Consider the following 20,390-nt stretch of genomic DNA (forward strand, 5'->3'; position numbering starts at 1 on the left):
AACACATGACAGAGGCGCGAAATTCCCATAAAATACGCGCCTTTTTTGGTGCCTGACATTTTCAGGCGGCTTGTATGCAGAGACTTAGTTATGAACCCTAAGAGCAATCCAGATACTATTTTTTCGGCTCCAATCGATAAAATTGGGGATTTCACGTTCGATGAACGCGTAGCGGAAGTATTTCCTGACATGATTCAACGATCGGTACCGGGTTACAGCAATATCATTTCTGCAATCGGTATGCTGGCAGAGCGTTTTGTAAAACCTCACTCAAACATCTATGACCTTGGCTGTTCTTTGGGTGCTGCAACATTGTCTATGCGTCGCCATATCAAACAAGAAGGTTGCCAAATCATCGCAGTGGACAACTCTCCTGCGATGGTTGAGCGTTGTAAACTTCACGTCAACGCTTACCGCAGTGACACTCCTGTGGATGTAGTAGAAGCAGACATTCGCAATATCGAAATTGAAAACGCGTCAGTGGTGGTGTTGAACTTCACTTTGCAATTCCTCTCTCCAGAAGATCGTTACTCCTTGCTCGAAAAAATTTACGCTGGCCTTCGTCCGGGCGGCATTTTGATTCTATCTGAGAAATTCGTCTTCGAAGATGAAGTGTCGAACGAACTATTAATTGACCTTCACCACGACTTTAAACGTGCGAATGGTTATAGCGAACTAGAAATCAGCCAAAAGCGCAGCGCGATAGAAAATGTAATGCGCCCAGATTCAAAGAAAGAGCATAAAGAGCGTTTCGCTAAAATTGGCTTTTCTAGCTACGATGTTTGGTTCCAATGCTTTAACTTCGGCTCCATGTTCGCGATTAAATAGACCATGCATACAAAGCCTGAACCATACCGATTTCGGCTTTTGTTAATAATTTATACCCATCAACTCAGCGATTAACTAACTATGTTTAACTTTGCAAATTTCTACCAATTGATTGCCCAAGACACCCGTCTTCAACCTTGGCTTAATGTGCTTCCACAACAGCTAACGGATTGGCAAAATGCAGAGCACGGTGACTTTGGTCGCTGGTTGAAAGCCCTGAACAAAATCCCAGCGGGTAGACCGGACAACATCGACATTGTTGATTCTGTCACGATTTCAAACAATGAGCCGATGCCTCAAGGGGAACTTAAAAAGCTAGAAAGCTTACTTCGTACATTCCATCCTTGGCGCAAAGGCCCATACCACGTACACGGCATCCATATTGATACTGAGTGGCGCAGTGATTGGAAATGGGACCGCGTGCTTCCGCATATTTCACCATTAAAGAATCGCAGCGTACTCGATGTAGGTTGTGGTAACGGCTACCACATGTGGCGCATGCTAGGCGAAGGTGCACGCTTAACTGTCGGTATCGATCCATCTCACCTGTTCCTGATTCAGTTCGAAGCAATTCGTAAACTAATGGGCGATGACCAACGTGCACACCTACTGCCATTGGGCATTGAACAACTACCTAAGTTAGAAGCGTTCGATACGGTATTCAGCATGGGCGTGCTTTACCATCGCCGCTCGCCTCTCGATCATTTAGTGCAACTAAAAGATCAATTGGTATCTGGTGGTGAACTCGTATTGGAAACACTCGTGATTGAAGGTGATGAGAATGCAGTATTGGTCCCGACTTCTCGTTACGCGCAAATGCGTAATGTCTATTTCTTCCCTTCAGCAAAAGCCCTAAAAGTGTGGTTAGAATTGGTCGGTTTTGAAGATGTTCGTATCGTTGATGAAAACATCACATCCGTAGATGAACAACGTACCACAGATTGGATGACGCATAACTCTCTACCTGACTACTTAGATCCGAACGACCCAAGCAAGACTGTAGAAGGCTACCCTGCCCCTCGCCGCGCGGTTCTTGTCGCTCGCAAATCATAATTCGCTGAGATTCCTGACATTGTCTTAACTCATTTTACGAGTTAAGACATTACCCTCTTTCCTCGTAATGAGCGAGTTTGTTTTTTGAATCCATTTTTCACGTCAAAATATAAGCACGCTCTAAATAAGGATGCGCTTTTATGTCCTTGATTTTTGGCTTTTCATCACTATTCCTCAAACAATAAGTAATAGAGAAACATTCTTACTTGTGAGGCTTTATCGATATAAGCTAAACTCCTAAAAAATAAACAACTTAATCCAATCCCAAGGTTTTCAATGTTATTACGATTGACCCCGATTGTTGCCATCGCCTTACTATCTGGATGCTCACTAACCAAAGGCGAACAGTACCACCAAGAAACGTTAGCGGCGATTCAAAATTCAGAAGCGAATGTCAATAATCGCATTACCAACCTAGAGCTACAGCTCAGCAACCAATCGGACTATATCGACAGCCTTGAAGAACAAGTCGATAAACTACAGGTTGAACTTCTTACATTTCGCGATGAAGCAATGGCAGAAGTAAAAAAACCGAAAGAGCCGATTATTGTCCAATCTCCCGCTCCTGTGGAACCAACCCCAACTCACGATATTGTCCTTGGCTCTATCGAAAAGGTCACGGTAGAGTCGATTAAGCAAACTTTTGATGCACGTATCGACACTGGTGCTGCGACGTCGTCTTTAAATGCCGTTGATATTGAAGAGTTCGAAAGAAATGGCAAAAAATGGGTCCGATTCCACTTAGCAGACACCAGTAAATCCGAAGAAGAGAAAAGTACTTGGATCGAAGCACCTGTCATTCGCTACGTCAAAATCCGCCAGGTTACCAGTGAAGAGTTAGAACGCCGCGCTGTGGTAGAACTTTGGGTGCGCGTTGGAAAAATTCATGAAAAAGCGCAATTTACGTTGGCAGATCGCTCACATATGAACCATCCTATTTTACTGGGTAGAGAATTTATGCGCGACATAGCACTTGTCGATGTAAGTCGTACCTATATCCAAACGGACGAAGATAAAAAATAATAAGGTAGATTATGACGTCAAAAATACCGTTTTACCTTTCTATCATCTTATTGGTGATTGCGGGCATTGCTCTGAGTGTTTTCAGGCATGAAAACTACGGCGTGCCTTGGACGCCAGGCGAAACTCGCCAGGTGTGGGATGTAGAAGCTCGTATTGAGTTCAATGCTAACGGCAACGAAGTAAAAGCGTCACTTGCAGCACCGCATACGCAAAGTGGTTACACACTTATTGGTGAATCTGCTTCCTCATCAGGTTATGGCGTTTCCTACATCAATGACGATTCAGGCCGTCGTGCAGAATGGTCAATTCGCCAAGCTCAAGGGCCACAAACCATATACTACAAAGCCCAGTTCTTAGTAGACCCTCAGGCTAAAGTCACTCCTTTACCGCCAACGGAAGACATTACGCCACCAACGCTATCAGCACCACAAGCAGCAGCGGCAAATGCCCTTATCGAACGTGCGATGAGTCGCTCAGCCGATAATGTGACGTTTACTCGTGAGCTTATCAAAGCGCTTAATGACCCAGATAGCCAAAACTCGTCGCTACTACTGAACGATTTCAGCCGTACTGATGCACTGCATAATATTTTGCTTACCGCAGGTATACAGAGCAAAACCGTCGGTGTTATCGAACTAGAGGATGGTCGTCGACGCCAAACAATTCAACCAATGGTTCAGGTTTGGTCAGGTAAAGATTGGGTACTGTTTTCACCAAAATCCGAACAAAAAGCAGTGAAACCCAACTTGTTAGTGTGGGATGAATCAAACGTATCCTTACTTGACCTTGTTGGTGGTAAAAATAGCCAAGTGCATTTCTCGATGATTAAGCAAGAAATGACACCACAACAAGCTACAAACAACAAAATAGAAGCAGATGGATTACTGAATATTTCAATTCATAGCTTACCTTTGGAAGAGCAAGCGATGTTCAAAACCATCATGCTCATCCCTATTGGTGCTCTGATCGTTGTGTTCTTGCGTGTGATTATCGGCCTGAAAACATCCGGTACCTTCATGCCGGTGTTGATTGCCGTTGCTTTTGTTCAAACTCAACTATTAACTGGTATTGTCGGTTTCTTGCTAATTGTAGGTACAGGCCTGATTATTCGAAGCTATTTGTCTAGGTTGAACTTATTGCTGGTAGCAAGGATATCTGCGGTCATTATTACCGTTATCATGATCATCTCGGTGTTCACCGTTGTTGCATTTAAGATGGGCTTAACGGAAGGCCTAACAATTACCTTCTTCCCTATGATCATCTTGTCTTGGACGATTGAACGTATGTCAATCCTATGGGAAGAAGAAGGTGCGAAGGAAGTTGCTCTGCAAGGTGGTGGTTCATTGCTGACAGCGGTATTAGTTTACCTTGCAATGACGAACTCATACATTCAACACTTAACCTTTAACTTCATTGGTCTACAGTTGATTGTTCTGGCCGGTATTCTATTACTAGGTACTTACACAGGTTACCGCCTCACTGAGCTACGACGCTTCAAACCACTAGCGGAGGACTAAACGATGTTCGAAAGTTTTACTTCGCCGTCTAAGCTTCGCCATAAAGGCATTATGGGGATGAACAAGCGTAACCACAGCTATATTGGCCGTTACAATGATCGTTCTAAATACCCACTTGTCGATGACAAGCTAAAGACCAAAATTATTGCACAGGCAGCAGGAGCAACAGTTCCTGCCCTGATCGGTGTCATTCATAACCAAGCTGAAGTTAAGACTATCCACAAAATGGTTGAGAACTGGCCTGGTTTTGTAATCAAACCTGCACAAGGTAGTGGCGGTAAAGGCATTCTGGTTGTTACGTCTCATAAAAACGGGGTATATACCAAACCCTCCGGCTCTACAATTGGTAGGGATGAGGTCGAGCGTCACATTAGTAATGCGCTTGCTGGCCTTTTCTCTCTTGGTGGTAAAAATGACGTTGCTGTGGTTGAAAACTTAATCAAGTTTGATGACTGTTTTGATGGCTTCAGTTATGAAGGCGTACCAGATGTTCGGATCATCGTATTTAAAGGTTATCCAGTTATGGCGATGATGCGCTGCTCTACAGCGGCTTCCGACGGCAAAGCAAACCTTCACCAAGGTGCGGTAGGAGTAGGCATTGACATCGCGACAGGTAAAGCCGTCAGAGCGGTGCAGTTCGATCATCCAGTGACTCATCACCCTGATACAGGTAAAGACCTTTCGACCCTTCAAGTACCGCATTGGGAGCGCTTGCTGGAGCTTGCGTCAAGTGCCTGGGAAATGACAGGTTTGGGATACATGGGTACGGATATGGTGCTGGATAAAGATGAAGGACCTATGGTTTTAGAGCTTAACGCTCGCCCTGGTCTGGCAATCCAAATCGCTAATGGTGCAGGCTTGCTTCCTCGTTTGAAACACATAGAGAGCCTTGGCACACCTGCTGAGTATCCAAAACCGATTGAACGCGTCGCTTACGCGGCAGAGCAGTTCGGTGTGAAGCCGTTGTTCTAACCCTCCGACATAATGTTCGTTATTACTCGCCAGTAATTGTCATGATTACTGGCGTTTTTGTTCCCGCATCCAAAAACCTTGCACTTGCTCTCCTTATTAAACACATCCTTCTCATATATAAGTTGAATCAATGATCGAGCTAACAAAATCAACATAGATCGTTTCTGTTCTACTTTGCCTTTTGAGTATGATGAGAGCTCCCCTTACTCAACTTGAGAGGTTGGGAAATGCTAATAAAAGAAACAAATAATGATGAACCAGAGCTTGAAGAACAAGAGAGCTTAGACCAACACCTACAGCGCTTGTCTGAGCTTTCTGTCCAAGCACTTGAACAGCTTGCTGAAATGATCGAAGTCAGGGACGATATTCCAGAGGAATAAACGTCGCTTCCTCATTAAGTTCCGCTAATAAGCCGAGACTGCCGTCCTACAGTCTCGGCTTATCTTATGTAGTTCGAAGCCTACCTCGCAAACAGATACAAAAACGCCCGCGTTCATGCGGGCGTTTTGTTAGATTCGCAGTTTACGATTCAAACTCTTCAATCATCTCTTGCGCTTCAGTCTTAGGCTTATCCGTTTGACCAAAACCACGCAAGCCAACCACGTGTACGTGTTCGTGGTCTTTAAACACCTTACGCACCAGTTTGTAGGTCGTACCTTTCTCTGGGCTGATGTTTTCTGGTGCCGCGATAAGAAGCTGCATATCCAGACGGTCACACAATTCGAACAATGTCGCGATCGATTTCGCATCCAGACGCGCTGCTTCATCCAAGAAGAGCAAACGACAAGGCACAATGTCTTTGCTGCGTAGACGACGAGACTCTTCTTCCCAGCTTTGTACTACCATCAATAGGATTGACTGACCGGTACCGATCGCTTCACCTGTTGATAGTGCGCCAGACTCAGCCTGTAGCCAACCATCTGTACCACGGTTCACTTCTACACTTAGCTCTAGGTAGTTACGGTAATCCAGTAGCTCTTCACCCAGAACCTGAGGAGAACGTTGACCCATATCGATATGTGGGTTCACACGTTGGAACAGCTTCGCCATTGCTTCGGAGAAAGTAAAGCGAGTCGATTCAAACAGGTCTTTGTGCTGCTCTTGCTGTGTCGCTAGACCGTTCAGTAGCACTTCGTGACTTTCGCGGATCTTCACGTTTAGACGTACGCCTTTCACCTGGCCAAACGAAATGTTCGACAAGCCTTGGTTCAGCATACGAATACGGTTTTGCTCACGCTGAATCGTCTTCTTGATGATGCTCGCTACCGACTCAGAGCTGATCGCTAGACGGTTTTCACGTTGCGTTAGCTCTTCCGTTAGACGCGCCAGCTCGACTTCCATCTCTTCGATTGCTTCAACTGGGTCATCAGTACGGATGATATCCTGACGAATACGCTCACGAAGGTGTTGGTATACAGCAATATAGAACAGAACTTTACGCTCTGGACGAGCGTTGTCTTCAGACAAACGGAGTGCATCACGCAGGTCGTCATTGTTCGCAACCGCTAGACGCAGCGCACCCAGTGATTTATCCGACATCGAACGCAGTTCATCCGCTGACATGTAAGCCAGTTCACGCTTGTGTAGACGACGCTCAACATCATTCTCACGCGCCAGACGAAGCACTGAACACCAGCCGGCTTTCGCAGCAACCACGAACGTACGCAGCTCAACGTATTCTTTCTGAACTTTCTTCAGACGTTTTGCCAAGCCTTTCATCTCTAGTTCAGTAGAGGTGATCGTGCGCTCGTATTCGCTCTTACGGCTGCGAGACGTGTGTAGACGCTCGTGCAATTCGTCACGACGACGCATTGCGCGCTCTTCTGCACCTTCGTCAGCGTTCACGCCAAACTCTTGAAGTTCTTGTTTGAACTCTTGAACCGTTTCCAGTTTCGCTTGGTGTGAACTCTTCAGAGAAGCCAATACTTGGTTGTATTGGTTCATTTGGCCTTGCGACTGTTTCAACTCTTCACGAGAGCGTGTACGCATTTGTTCAGCTTGAACCAGTTTTGCTTTTAGCTGCTCACTCAGTTCGCTGCTCTTGTTCAGTAGGTCTACTGAATCAGAGTAAGCGAAGTAGTGGCGGCGTTCAACGAGATCTGAAAGTGCAAAGATTTGCTTCTTAAGATCTTGTAGCTGCTCGTCTGCCGCTTTGTATTCTGCTTCTAGTGCATCGAATTGCTCGGGGTCAGCATCAAGCGCAGACGCAATATTCTCTAATTGCCCGACGGCTTTTGCATGGTTGCTTAAGAAGTTCTTCGCCTCTGCCAGCTGAGCGATTTTCTCTTCTAGCTCATCAAAACGCGCTTGCAATGACTCATCTTCAACAAGCACCATGTGTGACGCTAGCTTGTCCAGAGAAGACAACGCTTGCTTGCTGGTTTGAAGCTGAGAACGTTGTTGTTGCTCTTTCGCATCCAGATCCGCCAGCACGCGAGCAATTTGGTTACGCTTATCACGAATAGTTGCCAGTGCTTGTTCTGGATCGGCGTCAAAAGCAACCTGAATGTGGTTAGACACAAATAAGTTAAACGCTTGGTACAAGCGCTGCATTTTCTGAGAATCAAACGCCGCTTTTGCGTGTTTCTCTACCACTTCTTCTCGTTCGTTACGCAGCAACTCTAGACGCTGCTCACGTGCCGCGCGGCCAAACAATGGGATCTCAGGCAAGCGAGAGTAACGCATTTGGCGATCGTTCATACGAACGCAAACCGCGCCCTCTAACTCTTCTGCATCGAACGAGCTGTCATCAAAGGCATCGATGTCACCTTCAATGATGTACAAGTCTTCTGGACAGTCGTCTAGCTCTACCAGTTTTTCTTCGATGCCTGACAAGTCAGAAACAACGATAGCGTGACGAGCCGGACCGTACATCGCACTGAAGTAAGGCGCGTCATCAATCGTGATGTCATCGTAGATCTCAGACAGCAATACACCGCCCAGCGTATCTGCTAAACCTTTCAGGCGAGGGTCATTTGAACCACCAGGAGAAGCAAGACGCTCAATCTCAGAGTCTAGCTGGCTACGGCGCTCAGCAAGCTTATCTTTAGCTAAAGACAGCTCCCTTTCTTGTTCAAGGACAACTTGCATGTGGTTCATTACCGCATGGCGATCCTCAAGCTCTTCACCGCTCTGCTCTCTCAGTTTCTCTAGCGCATCGTTCGCCGCAATCCAAGCTGGTGCTATTGCTTCAAGCTTACTGATTTCTGCCACCGCGTTTTGCTCTAGACGGCGCTGTTCACCACGCTGATCACGAACTTCTTCTTGAGCTATCTCTAGTGATTCGATTTGCGTCGCATGACGTTCACGTTCTTGTTCAAACGTAACCTCATCGGTTAGTTCAACGTGATATTGCTTTTTGTATTCAGCAACCAGTTCACGTGCTTGACGCTGCTGGTTAAGGCTGCGTTCGAGATCACGGTGTTGTGCTCGCCATTGCTGTTCGTTTTGTGCGATTTGTTGTGACTCACGCGCTTTCGCAATTGCGGTTTTCGCATGTTCAGACGCGTCTTTGCGCTCAACTTGACCAACAATGCTTTGTACCAGTTTAAGCGCGGTTTCAAACTGCTCTGCCGCTGCAGAAGACATGTCCAGTTTGTGCTTAACCGATAGCAACGCATTGGTGCTTTCTGACTCTTTGTTCTTAAGCTCAGAGACAAGCGCTTGAGCCGATTCCGCCGTTAGGCTGTCATCGCCAAGTAGTTGCTTCGCTTTCTCCAGCGCTTGAACTGCTTGTTGATATTGAAGGGCGCGAGTTTGCTGAACGTCAAGAGCTTGCTGGTAATCAGCAAGTTGCGTCTTAAGGCTATCCACCTCTTCTTCTGCAACGGTAGCTTGCTCTTCAGCCATCATCACGCGTTCTTGCGCTTCTTCGACTACCATCATTTGTTCTTCAAGACGCTCGCTCAGCTCTTCAAGATCTTCTTGGTAGCGTTCGATCTTCTCTTGCTGACGCAGCGCGTTTTGCACCAGTTGCAAGTGATCAGAAGCCGCTTGGTAGTCTTGCTCTAAAGAAGATTCTGACTCGATCAGCAGTTCCAGCTCTTCTTGAACGCGATTAAGCAGATTGTTTTGCTCAATCAAGGTCTCGCGAGAACCAAATAACTCTGAACGCAAAGACAATGTCTGTTCTAGTTTTTTACGACGCTCGTTAGCATGGCGCATATAGTCCGCTGCCACGTAGTTAGTCGACTCTGTGATCAAGTGTTTGAACAAGTCACGGTCTGCTTGCGTAGTTTTGATCGCTTCTAGCGTCATGCGGTTTTCACGCAGTGCCGATTCCATATCTTGGAACGCTTTTTTCACGCCGCCGTTTTGTGGCAAAAGGTAGTCACGTAGCGAGCGCGTAATCGCACTTGAAATACCACCGTAAAGCGATGCTTCGATCAGGCGGTAGAATTTAGAGCGGTCACCAGAGTTACGCAGTTTCTTCGGAATCACACCGAATTCAAACATTTGTGCGTGGTAATCCACGATAGAAGAGAACGCTTTGAACTGAACGCCTTCAAATTCCGCGATCGATTCTTTTACTTCATTGATTTGACGTACACGAGCTTGAGTCGCCGATACGCTTTCCACCAAGATATCCGTTGGTTTCACATGGCTTGGAAGACCTTGGATAACAAACGGTTTGATGTCTACTTTCTTATCACGACCCGCAACTTGCTGCAGTTTTACTGCAAACAATAGGCGTTGGTTACGTGAGTTCACCACGTCCAGCGCCGCATAACATGCGCCCGGCTGTAGCTTACCGTACAAACCTTTGTCGCGAGACGATTGGCTGCTGCCTGCTTCTGTCGTGTTACGGAAGTGCAGTAGCGTTTGGTCAGGAATCAATGCGGTGATGAACGCCGCCATTGTGGTTGATTTACCTGCACCGTTACCACCTGATAGCGTGGTGACCAGACCATCGATGTCAAACGTACGGGCAAAGAAGCCGTTCCAGTTGACCATGGTCAGCGATTGGTATTTACCGCGTTCAATCATGCTCATGCTTCACCCTCTTCTGTTGTTTCTTCTTGGGCTTGGTCGTCTTGATCTTCTTCAGACAATAAGCTGCCTTGGCTTGGCTCTTTGGTGTGCACTACTGCTTCACCATCACGGATCAGACGCAGCTGCGCTTCACGCATGTCATCGCCAATACGTACATCGGCACCAAAGCGGAATACCGCTTCACTGATGCTGAATTTACCGGTTTCACCGATGTTGATGATCATGCCTAGGCGACGCAGACGACGAAGTGACGTACGTACTTTTTCAAACAGCTTTTCTTTATCAAGGTCAGAACCGGTAGCACGGTTCGTCACTAGCTTCATCAGCTTATTTTCATCTGCTAGAGCAAGCAGTTCGTCGTACAGCTCTTGGTTAGTGAAGATGCCTTCGTGCGCAAGACGCTCTGGGCTTAGGTAAAGGAAACACAGTACCTTACCCACCAGCATATCCAGTTCAGAAAGAACACTACGGCCAATCAGAGACGTTGAACGAGGACGAAGGTAGAAGAAACCTTCTGGCGCTTTCACCAATTCGGTGTTGTAGCGTTGGTAGAAAGAAGAAAGCTCAAGTTCGAAATCCGACAACAACGCGTGATTGTCTAGATCTTCACTTGAGATATGACGCCCTGCTCGAAGCATGCTGTCTAGCGCTGGGAACAGAGGGTTAGAAATTGCTTTTGCCAGATTCTCTGACATGTATTCATTAGTATCGGTCGATGACATTCGCTTGTACCTTTGCCCCAAATTCGTTGATTGCTTTCCAGTCTGGTTGAATCGCTTGGTAATCCGATTCTGAATACCCTAGACGTACAGCTTGATCGACGATAATGCGAGCTAAATCAAAATGATGAGTGTAAGGGTGCTGTGCAAGGTAATCTCGCAGTACCACACTCAAATCGATTGGTGTGCCTTGATCTTTATGCGCTTTCAGCATGTCACCAATTCGCTCTGCCAACTCATCATTGACTTGTTGAAACTCTTCGTATTCTACTTCCATCGGAACTTGACCCGTGACCTCGTCATCACGCAGTACTAGGGCCTCATCACGAAGGTCGGAAAGCCTCTCCGCATCTGCATAAGTCAGATACCAAGGCGCATCGAAGTAATCTTTGACAGATTGACGCAGACGCGAGCTAAACGCACGATTCTTATCCATATCGATTGCAGTACGGATAAACTTGTGCACGTGTCGGTCGTAACCAATCCAAAGGTCGATAGCTTGCTGGCCCCAGCTTGTGATTCGGTCCAGCTTCATTTGCAGACCAAACAAGGCTTCTTCGATAAACTCCAGCTCAGGGTCACCGTAAACAATTTCTTGAATATCGAGGATCTGAGTTTGCAGTTCATCACTGGCGGCTTGCAGCGTATCTTGAAGTTCACGCAACGTGCTTGATGTTTCTGACAGAAGTGCTTCACAGTTGTTGATCGCTTCACGCCAGTCTTTGTTAAGCAGGTCAGCAATCTGTTGTTTCACTGACTGTTGCTGCTCATCCATAACACGTTGGTTGAGGTCAATTTGATCGAAAATTTCGCCTACAGAATATTTTAAAACACCGTATACGTTTTTCTTCCAGTGACCCGGTGTGCCACCTTTTTGTGCTGCCTCAATCGCTTTCGCCATTTCATCCGCTACCATGGATAGCTGGATAGATAGACGCAGTTTTGAGAACTCACGATGACGCACGTAGTAGTCGGTTATTCCTATCGCTAATGGCGACAAGCGGTAAATGCTCGCTCCGTCAGTAATCTCACTGACAAAACGGCTCATAAGACGCTGCTTAACCATCTCGTTGATCGCATTGTTCGCACGAAAAGCGGAGGCTTCGCCGGTCTCATCAAATAGTCGAGTGACGATGGCAAATGCATCATGCAGTTCACCTTCACCCAGTTCTTCATCGAACCTTTCATTACTCAGTACGGCAATGGCTATCAAAAATGCCAATCGCTCTGTGGTCAGGTTCAACGAGAAATCGTGCTGCTTAACCCAGCCAACCAGCTCATCGATTGGTTGCTCTGCAGCATTGAGAGTCATCTCACTCATTGTTATTCCTGTTTATCGTTCTTTTTAGCCCACACATGAATGTAGCGGCCTAATGAGAGGTATGGCTCTTGTCGACAAAGTTGTTTTTCTAGCGCCAACACATCTTCAAACTCGTAATCACCCATGTATTCCATATTGCCTATGTAATCACTAAATGAGCGAATACCAGATTTGCCACAAATATTAAAACCTGAATTTTCTATCCACTGGTAGACTTCTTCAGGTTTTAAGCCTTTTTGCGGCTGTAGTTTAAATCTTTTTCGGTGAGGCATGCCGTCTAATATATGAGGAATGTTGCCACAAACCACGTTTTTATAGACTAAACCGTGGTGGTTGTAGAACATGACTGATGCGATACCTCCCGGTTTTACTTGTTCAAGAACTGTTTCAAGTGCGGCCTTAGGATCAACCAGCCACTCCATCACAGCGTGGAACATAACCAGATCGACCTGTCCATCCATATGTTCACCGATGGATTGGACAGGCGAATGAATCAGGCGATACTGCTCAAGCAAACCGTTTTTTTCAATATCCTGCTTAGCCAACTGCAGCATTTCCGAAGATAGATCACATAAAGCGATTCGATGTCCGAGCTTAGCAAGCTTTTGCGACATTTGTGCCAAACCACCACCAGCGTCTAACACTTCTAGGGGTTGCTGGTCAGCATCTAATTCACTTAGAATCTGTAGAAAATCTTCCCACACAATGATTTGGCGGATCTCCCCTTTATCGGAGCCGTAAATATTTTTTGCAAATTTGTGGGCGATATCGTCGAAATTGCGGTCTTCTGTCACTTCTGCTGAGTTATCATAACGGATTGTGCCGCTATTCTGGCACAAGGAAAGCAGGAATAAAGAGGGATACCCTCATTTTTATTATCAATTGATGTTTTTTCGGACTATTTATGTATGTTTGAGCTGAAAAAAGTAGTGTCAGCCATGCTTATGCCCCTTCCGGCATTGCTGCTGATAGGCTTGTTGGGTCTTGCTCTCATTAGTTTTACTACAAAACGTAAAACTGGCTGCTTCGTTGTTCTATTCTCTTTTGTTGGCATTTTTCTTGTTGCCTTCCAACCTGTTTCAACCAAGCTTCTTATGCCGTTAGAGCGAGAGCATAAAGCCTTTTTGCCAGTTTCTGGCACCATCGACTACGTGATGGTTTTAGGGAATGGTCATGTTATCGATGACGAAATTCCACCCACCTCGCAGTTAAGCCGTGCAGCATTAATGCGCTTAACTGAGGGCATTCGTATTTTAAGAATGTATCCAGGCGCGAAATTAATCTTATCCGGCTATGCTGGCGGATCTGAAATTAGCCACGCGCGAATGATGGCGAACGTTGCCCTTGCGTTGGGAGTCGCGAAATCCGATATCATTTTATTAGAAGATGCGAAAGATACGTGGGAAGAGGCGCGTCAAGCGGCTGCATTCGTTCAACAAAAGGAAATTGTGTTAGTCACTTCTGCGAGTCACATGAGCCGTGCATTGTATGAGTTCAACGCAGCAGGCATTAAACCAATCCCAGCCCCGACCAACTTCTTAGCTATTAGCGAGATAAGTCAACCTTGGGATAAATACTCACCTAAAGCGCGTTACTTAGAACAAACAGAGCTTTATTGGCATGAGTACTTGGGCAGTATTTGGCAAAGGTTGCGTGATACTGTCGGCCAAACACCAATGGTTGAAGCAAACTAGTATTATCTTGAAGCCACAAAAAAGGAGAGCCGAAGCTCTCCTTTTTCTTTTTACGATTGAGTTATGTTCAAACTAGTCACCAGCAAACATATAGCCCTCGCCGTGTACCGTTACAAAAATCTGTGGGTTCTTAGGATCGAACTCCATTTTTGCGCGCATACGTCGAATAAGAACATCAATGGTGCGGTCATTCGGCGCATCCACTCGATGGCTGATCATGTTCAAAATACGCTCACGACTTAACACCTGGTTAGGGTAAGACGATAATGCCACCAAAAGTTCATACTCTGCTTTAGTTAGTTTTACTGGCTCACCGTTGCGGCTAAGTGCGCGACGTTGAATGTCGAATGTCCACTCCCCAAAGCGCACAATGTGCTCTTCACTGGTTTCATTCGCTTTCGAGCTGCCACTGCGCGCTGCTGAAATACGCCACAGCAAGTTTTTAACGCGAACTAACAGCTCTCTCAGTTCAAAAGGTTTTGTCACATAATCGTCAGCACCCATTTCTAGGCCTACGATTTTATCAATGCTATCCGTGCGTCCTGTTACTAATATGATACCAATATCCGATTGGCTACGTAACTCACGAGTAAGCATCAGGCCGTCTTCACCAGGCAGGTTAATATCCAGCATGATCAGGTCTACATCGCCCGCTTGCAAAACTTCACGCATTTCTGCGCCACTCTCTGCTTCGCTGACTTGGTAGCCCTCATTTTGGAAATACCCCGCAAGCTTACTACGAGTTACAACATCATCTTCTACGACTAATACGTGATAGCTCATTTACACCACTTTTCTGTCTTCTTATTATCCAAGACGTATTCTATTCATAACTAGTAACATTTCTAGTCATAGATACATTAAAACGCAAGATTTAGCGTTTTTATTGATTCAAAACAAGCTTGCCCATTGCTATTAATAAACGGTCATTTTTGACCATAAAACATAACAATTATAGTTACTGCTATTCATTTTAATTGATTACACTTAGGGGATATCCCTAATTGACTTTGTGATGCATGACTTGAAGCATCATTCAGGAGCCCAAAATGCAAGAAGTGAAAGCTTTTAATGAAAAACGCGCTGAAATTTACTGGTGGTTTTCGAGCTTGTTCGCAAAAGAACTAACAGAGAAAGAATTGGAAGCCTATCACAGTGTTGAAATTCGCAGTTTTCTCGCAGGTTTAGGTGAAAATGAGTCGCTGAAACCAGCTGTTGATAGCCTAGTTGATGCATTGAATCGGTTACAAGATCGTGAAGATGCACAACTAGAGCTTGCAGCTGACTTTTGTGAACTGTTTTTGAAGACAGAAAAATACGGCGCTCTTCCTTACGCATCCATGTACATTGGTGAATCAGGTTTACTGAATGACAAGCCAGCTGAGGAAATGGAAAAGTTGATGGCTGAATTTGGCGTTCAAGTAGACGAAAACCTAAAGGAACCTGCGGATCACTTAGCCGTTGAGCTCGACTTTCTCGGGAACATGATTATCCGCTCAAACGAGCTTGAACAAGAAAAACACATGGAAGAAGCCTTCGTTAAACAAAACGACTTTATCCAGCAACAATTGATGTCTTGGTTACCTCAGTTTTCAGACAAATGTAAAAAATTCGACGAATTTGGATTTTACTCGAGTGTCGCGAAACTATTAGTTGCATTTTGTAAACTAGACAGCGCCTACCTTCTTGGTGAATAATTGCCGCCTATTTTTAGGGAGCCTGCCTATCGGGCTTCCTGTATGCCTGAAAGTGACCAATTGTAAGTAACTTGGGTATAATATTCGTTTGCCTTAACTTAGCGCAAAGACGCTTGGTTATTTAGCAGTCAAAATGTGACTTCAAATACACAAATCTCTTGCTGAAAACATTGCTAGTCAGTCCACATAGGGCTAAAATGTGAGCGCAAACGATTAAATATGATTTATATGTAAACCGCTGAAATATAGCGGTTTTTGTGTTTTCTTAACAGGTTGATGGCAATTTCTCATCAGATAGAAAAAAGATAAAATTCATCGACCGATGCTGCTACGTACCCTTTTGTCGCACTTGGATCAACCGCTGCCGAGACACTTAGCGCCAATTTTATATTGCTAGGTGTGAAACCATTAGAGCATCAGGTACATCCAATACGACATATTTCAGTAGCTCGATACAGGACACCATTTATGGCCACGATAAAAGACGTTGCTCGCTTAGCCGGCGTTTCCACTACGACAGTTTCGCACGTTATCAATAAAACGCGTTTCGTTGCAGAAGCAACGCAAGAAAAAGTAATGAAAGCCGTTGACGAGCTGAATTACGCGCCAAGTGCCGTTGCACGCAGCCTAAAATGCAACTCAACTCGTACGATTGGCATGTTAGTAACTCAATCAACTAACCTATTTTTCTCAGAAGTGATTGATGGCGTTGAGAGCTACTGTTACCGCCAAGGCTATACTCTGATTTTATGTAACACAGGCGGGATTTACGAAAAACAACGCGATTACATTCGTATGCTGGCTGAAAAGCGCGTTGATGGCATCCTAGTGATGTGTTCTGACTTAACCGAAGAACTAAAAGAGATGCTTGACCGTCATGCGGACATTCCTAAAGTGGTCATGGATTGGGGCCCAGAGAGCTCACAAGCAGACAAGATCATGGATAACTCAGAAGAAGGTGGCTACATTGCAACCAAACATCTGATTGACAATGGTCATACGGATATCGCTTGTCTAAGCGGTCATTTTGAAAAGCTTGCTTGCCAAGAGCGCATTGCAGGTTTCCGTCGCGCAATGAGCGAAGCGAACCTAGCTGTAAATGAAGACTGGATCCTTGAAGGTAACTTTGAATGTGATACGGCCGTATTAGTTGCAGATAAAATTACCGCAATGGACAAGCGCCCGACGGCGGTATTCTGTTTTAACGACACAATGGCTCTAGGCCTAATGAGCCGCTTGCAACAAAACGGGATCAAAATTCCTGAAGATATTTCAGTGATCGGCTACGACAACATCGAGCTTGCGGAATACTTCTCTCCACCGCTAACGACTATCCACCAACCTAAACGTCGTGTTGGTAAAAATGCATTCGAAATTCTACTTGAGCGTATCAAAGATAAAGAACACGAAAAACGAATTTTCGAAATGCAACCTGAGCTTGTAATTCGAAATACTGTGAAAAAAATGAACTAAATTTCACTGTATTTAACCGTGTTAAATAAGCGCTCTACAGGGGCGCTTATTTTTTTGGGAAAATTAAGCATTCTCTAATACTTCACACCGCTCTAATAACAATTGACTAACGTTAACTCCCTGTTTTATATAAATGTAATATATATTAAGAACTCCTTTTCAAAGGCCAATTTGCACCTTTCCATATGCAAAATAGAGCATTCAATCTATCATTTTTATTGAACCAAAATCACACTTTTAACGCTAAACCGTGATGTTAATTCAATATAAGAAGTATGCTCATTGTGTCACGCACAGGGCAAACCATTCGAAAGAGTGGGACGCAAAGCCTCCGGCCTGAACCATATTGCGATATGGAAGGTAGCGGGGTTACCGATGGCAAGTGTGTAAGCAATGACTTTACTCTGTAATGACATTGTTTTTACGCATGTTTGCTACTCTCTCGGACCTGACTTTTGGTGGCGTAATATTAATTACACCGAGATAACAAAACATGGATAAACCGATACTCAAAGACTCTATGAAGCTATTTGAGGCACTTGGTAATATCAAGTCGCGCTCAATGTTTGGTGGCTTCGGACTATTCGCTGATGAAACAATGTTTGCACTAGTGGTAAATAATCAGCTTCATATCAGAGCAGACCAAAAAACTTCATCTGACTTCGAGAAACAAGGGCTAAAGCCTTACGTTTATAAAAAACGTGGCTTCCCAGTCGTTACAAAGTACTACGCTATTTCCAGCGATTTATGGGAATCAAGCGAACGCTTAATCGAAGTAGCGAATCAATCATTGAAAAAGGCAAAGCTTGAGAAAGAACAGCAAGCAAGTACAAAGCCTAACCGTTTGAAAGATTTGCCTAACTTACGACTGGCTACCGAGCGCATGCTAAAAAAAGCCGGCATCGAATCCGTAGAGAAGCTTGAAGAGGAAGGTGCGCTTAACGCCTATAAAGCGATAAGAGATACGCACTCTGCAACCGTCAACATTGAGTTGCTATGGGCACTAGAAGGTGCTATCAACGGCACTCATTGGAGTGTGGTACCTCAAGCTCGCCGAGATGAGTTGATGAACGGCCTCCAATAAAAGTCGGCCTAAAAACTATCTTGTAAAACCGCAGTCTAATCTGCGGTTTTTTTGTGAAATTTTTTCGGTTTTCCTACTGTCTTATTACATATATCCCAAATTGGAATCAAAATTATGAATAAGAAACTGATTTTAGGTCTCATCCTACTAGCGGCTATCGTCTTTTTAGGTATTAACTTTGGCCAGTATTTAACCTTAGAGAATGCAAAAGCCCAACAAGAAGCACTAACTACATACATCGATCAGAATTTTGTATTCTCGGCTGCGATTTACTTTTTTACCTACATTGCAATTACCGCTTTTTCTATCCCAGGAGCGGCAGTAGTCACCTTACTTGGTGCAGCCTTATTTGGTTTTTGGACAAGCTTGCTACTGGTTTCTTTCGCTAGCACTATGGGGGCAACACTGGCCTTCTTGAGCAGCCGATACTTATTGCGTGACTGGGTACAAAACAAATTCGGAAATAAACTCAACGCAATTAATCAAGGTGTCGAAAAAGACGGAGCTTTTTATCTATTTTCCTTGCGTCTAATCCCTGTATTCCCTTTCTTTCTAATCAACTTACTGATGGGCTTAACGCCGATGTCTGTAGGTAGATTTTATCTCACTAGCCAAATAGGTATGCTGCCAGGCACAGCCGTATATCTGAATGCAGGTACTCAATTAGCAACAATTGAAAGCCTATCGGGCATTGTTTCACCCGCAGTATTAGCGTCTTTTGCGCTATTGGGACTATTTCCAATCATCACTAAATGGGTTATGAATAAAGTAAGGCCGACACCAAGTCAGCAAAACTCGTAATTGGTGAAGTGGGTATTTTGATGAAAATATTTATCGCTAAAAACCCAGCAGAAGCACACATTGTATGTGAGCTGCTTAAAGTGGAACAAATTTACTGTGAAGTTCGTGGAGAAGGTATTTTCGGCTTAAAAGGAGAACTGCCGTTTGGTGATGATACCGATCCTTATGTGTGGCTTTTTGACACTGCACAAAAGATGAAAGCTGAAGAAATAGTAAAAGCATATCGAAAACAATCCGATAGGCATGAGTATCAAGATTGGCAATGCCCAAAATGTCATGAAATAAACGAAGTGCAATTTGGTGCATGTTGGCAATGTGGATATCAACTAGGAGAGCTATAGCGGCTCTCCTATTCAGTGGATGCACTCAGTTTTAAGCACATACAGCTTGCTGTTTAATAAACTCGATGGAGTGTTGATTGAAGTCTTCTGGACGCTCTACATTGCATACATGACCACAATTCGGGATTTCTCGTAGAATGCTGAGCTTATGTGCTGCAACCATTTCTTTGACAGGTTTAATAAACATGTAATCCCTGTCGCCCATTAAGTAAAGAGTCGGAATGGGTAACTCTCGATCTTTAAAATATTTCATTAACGGATTTACATCAGCGGCAAGAATAAACCAACGTTTAAATTCTTTTTGGCAAAGCTTCTTGGCTTCGCGAATAAAAAGGTGGCGAGATTCTCGTTGGCTTCTTTGAGGCATAACAATATAAGCGAACAGTTTGTAGAGCCACATGTACGGTAGGATATGCTTACAAAAATTACCTAATTTCACCAATATCTGAGAACGAGTGTTAAGCCTTGTGACAGCACCGCCGAGCACCATCGAACGTACGCGCTCTGATGACAATTCAGCAAGGTTTCGAACAATAATAGTACCAAGCGACATACCGACAAAATGAGCGGATTGGATCTTTAAATGGTCCAATACTTTCAAAATATCTTGGGTAACTTCCGTAAAGGTATAACGGCTAGCAATGAGCTCTTTAAGTAACTGATTTGACTTTCCATGACCTCTTAAATCGATCAGCAATAAGTTAAAGTGTTGCTTGTAAGCTTTAATTTGCTTGAACCAGATAGAAGAGCTACCACCAGCACCGTGCACAAATACAACCCACTCATTACTAGTAGGGTGCAAATAGGTTTTATGAAAAAGTAGCGGCTGGGTCATATTGAGTATCAAAAAGATCGTGCTATTGAGTAAAAAGCCA

At 44.7% G+C, this 20,390-nt stretch carries 18 protein-coding genes and 1 riboswitch; of the genes, 12 read left to right on the forward strand and 6 right to left on the reverse strand.

The features are described from left to right. The first annotated feature begins 90 nt into the window (after positions 1–90). The 6 genes from cmoA (at position 91) to R7O13_RS10765 (ending at position 5,773) form a co-directional block, all read left to right on the forward strand. The gene (gene cmoA, locus R7O13_RS10740) at positions 91–828 is read left to right on the forward strand and encodes a carboxy-S-adenosyl-L-methionine synthase CmoA (RefSeq protein ID WP_017635063.1); all 738 of its coding nucleotides are present in this window, start codon (positions 91–93) and stop codon (positions 826–828) included. An 81-nt stretch (positions 829–909) separates the two neighbouring features. Further along, positions 910–1,881, forward strand: a complete 972-nt coding sequence (cmoB, locus tag R7O13_RS10745; protein WP_005387902.1) for a tRNA 5-methoxyuridine(34)/uridine 5-oxyacetic acid(34) synthase CmoB — start codon at positions 910–912, stop codon at positions 1,879–1,881. Positions 1,882–2,157: 276 nt separating this feature from the next. Continuing rightward, on the forward strand, positions 2,158–2,904 hold the full coding sequence (locus R7O13_RS10750; protein ID WP_005378391.1) for an ATP-dependent zinc protease: 747 nt from the start codon (positions 2,158–2,160) through the stop codon (positions 2,902–2,904). Between the two features lie 11 nt (positions 2,905–2,915). Beyond that, on the forward strand, positions 2,916–4,421 hold the full coding sequence (locus R7O13_RS10755) for an inactive transglutaminase family protein (RefSeq protein WP_005378389.1): 1,506 nt from the start codon (positions 2,916–2,918) through the stop codon (positions 4,419–4,421). 3 nt (positions 4,422–4,424) lie between these two features. Beyond that, positions 4,425–5,393 carry an alpha-L-glutamate ligase-like protein gene (locus R7O13_RS10760; RefSeq protein ID WP_005378387.1) on the forward strand — a complete coding sequence of 323 codons (969 nt, stop codon included), beginning with the start codon at positions 4,425–4,427 and terminating at the stop codon, positions 5,391–5,393. A gap of 227 nt (positions 5,394–5,620) precedes the next feature. Further along, positions 5,621–5,773 (forward strand): hypothetical protein, encoded by a 153-nt coding sequence (locus tag R7O13_RS10765; RefSeq protein ID WP_318303821.1) that lies wholly within the window; start codon positions 5,621–5,623, stop codon positions 5,771–5,773. A 142-nt stretch (positions 5,774–5,915) separates the two neighbouring features. Here R7O13_RS10765 and mukB read toward each other — a convergent pair whose 3' ends face one another. The 4 genes from mukB to cmoM are packed head-to-tail and all read right to left on the reverse strand — an operon-like array spanning position 5,916 to position 13,219. Continuing rightward, on the reverse strand, positions 5,916–10,379 hold the full coding sequence (gene mukB, locus R7O13_RS10770) for a chromosome partition protein MukB (RefSeq protein ID WP_285335093.1): 4,464 nt from the start codon (positions 10,377–10,379) through the stop codon (positions 5,916–5,918). A 2-nt stretch (positions 10,380–10,381) separates the two neighbouring features. After that, on the reverse strand, positions 10,382–11,107 hold the full coding sequence (gene mukE / locus R7O13_RS10775; RefSeq protein WP_005378379.1) for a chromosome partition protein MukE: 726 nt from the start codon (positions 11,105–11,107) through the stop codon (positions 10,382–10,384). Then, the gene (gene mukF, locus R7O13_RS10780) at positions 11,088–12,425 is read right to left on the reverse strand and encodes a chromosome partition protein MukF (RefSeq protein WP_213866951.1); all 1,338 of its coding nucleotides are present in this window, start codon (positions 12,423–12,425) and stop codon (positions 11,088–11,090) included. Before mukF ends, mukE begins: the two co-directional genes overlap by 20 nt. Positions 12,426–12,427: 2 nt before the next feature. Continuing rightward, the gene (cmoM, locus tag R7O13_RS10785) at positions 12,428–13,219 is read right to left on the reverse strand and encodes a tRNA uridine 5-oxyacetic acid(34) methyltransferase CmoM (protein ID WP_025766915.1); all 792 of its coding nucleotides are present in this window, start codon (positions 13,217–13,219) and stop codon (positions 12,428–12,430) included. A 114-nt stretch (positions 13,220–13,333) separates the two neighbouring features. On the opposite strand from cmoM, the gene elyC reads away from it, so the two are divergent. Then, the gene (elyC, locus tag R7O13_RS10790) at positions 13,334–14,119 is read left to right on the forward strand and encodes an envelope biogenesis factor ElyC (RefSeq protein WP_005387893.1); all 786 of its coding nucleotides are present in this window, start codon (positions 13,334–13,336) and stop codon (positions 14,117–14,119) included. Between the two features lie 72 nt (positions 14,120–14,191). On the opposite strand, the gene torR is transcribed toward elyC, so the two are convergent. Beyond that, a complete protein-coding gene (torR, locus tag R7O13_RS10795) occupies positions 14,192–14,902 on the reverse strand; it encodes a two-component system response regulator TorR (RefSeq protein WP_005378370.1) in 711 nt (236 codons plus the stop codon). Positions 14,903–15,168: 266 nt separating this feature from the next. Between torR and torD the strand changes: the two genes are divergently transcribed. The 5 genes from torD to R7O13_RS10820 all read left to right on the forward strand — a co-directional run bounded on the left by torD (position 15,169) and on the right by R7O13_RS10820 (position 19,515). After that, complete coding sequence (gene torD / locus R7O13_RS10800) at positions 15,169–15,816, forward strand: molecular chaperone TorD (RefSeq protein ID WP_005378369.1); 648 nt, start codon at positions 15,169–15,171, stop codon at positions 15,814–15,816. A gap of 468 nt (positions 15,817–16,284) precedes the next feature. After that, positions 16,285–17,289, forward strand: a complete 1,005-nt coding sequence (gene purR, locus R7O13_RS10805) for an HTH-type transcriptional repressor PurR (RefSeq protein ID WP_005378368.1) — start codon at positions 16,285–16,287, stop codon at positions 17,287–17,289. A gap of 287 nt (positions 17,290–17,576) precedes the next feature. After that, positions 17,577–17,666, forward strand: a riboswitch (cyclic di-GMP riboswitch). Positions 17,667–17,782: 116 nt separating this feature from the next. After that, a complete protein-coding gene (locus R7O13_RS10810; RefSeq protein WP_005378367.1) occupies positions 17,783–18,373 on the forward strand; it encodes a TfoX/Sxy family DNA transformation protein in 591 nt (196 codons plus the stop codon). A gap of 114 nt (positions 18,374–18,487) precedes the next feature. Further along, positions 18,488–19,174 carry a TVP38/TMEM64 family protein gene (locus R7O13_RS10815; RefSeq protein ID WP_005378366.1) on the forward strand — a complete coding sequence of 229 codons (687 nt, stop codon included), beginning with the start codon at positions 18,488–18,490 and terminating at the stop codon, positions 19,172–19,174. Between the two features lie 20 nt (positions 19,175–19,194). Beyond that, entirely contained in the window at positions 19,195–19,515 is a 321-nt protein-coding gene (locus tag R7O13_RS10820; RefSeq protein WP_318303823.1) for a DUF2007 domain-containing protein, read from the forward strand. 31 nt (positions 19,516–19,546) lie between these two features. On the opposite strand, the gene R7O13_RS10825 is transcribed toward R7O13_RS10820, so the two are convergent. After that, entirely contained in the window at positions 19,547–20,350 is an 804-nt protein-coding gene (locus tag R7O13_RS10825) for an alpha/beta fold hydrolase (protein WP_017820032.1), read from the reverse strand. Positions 20,351–20,390: the final 40 nt, after the last annotated feature.

The sequence above is a fragment of the Vibrio sp. Y176 genome, from assembly GCF_033438945.1.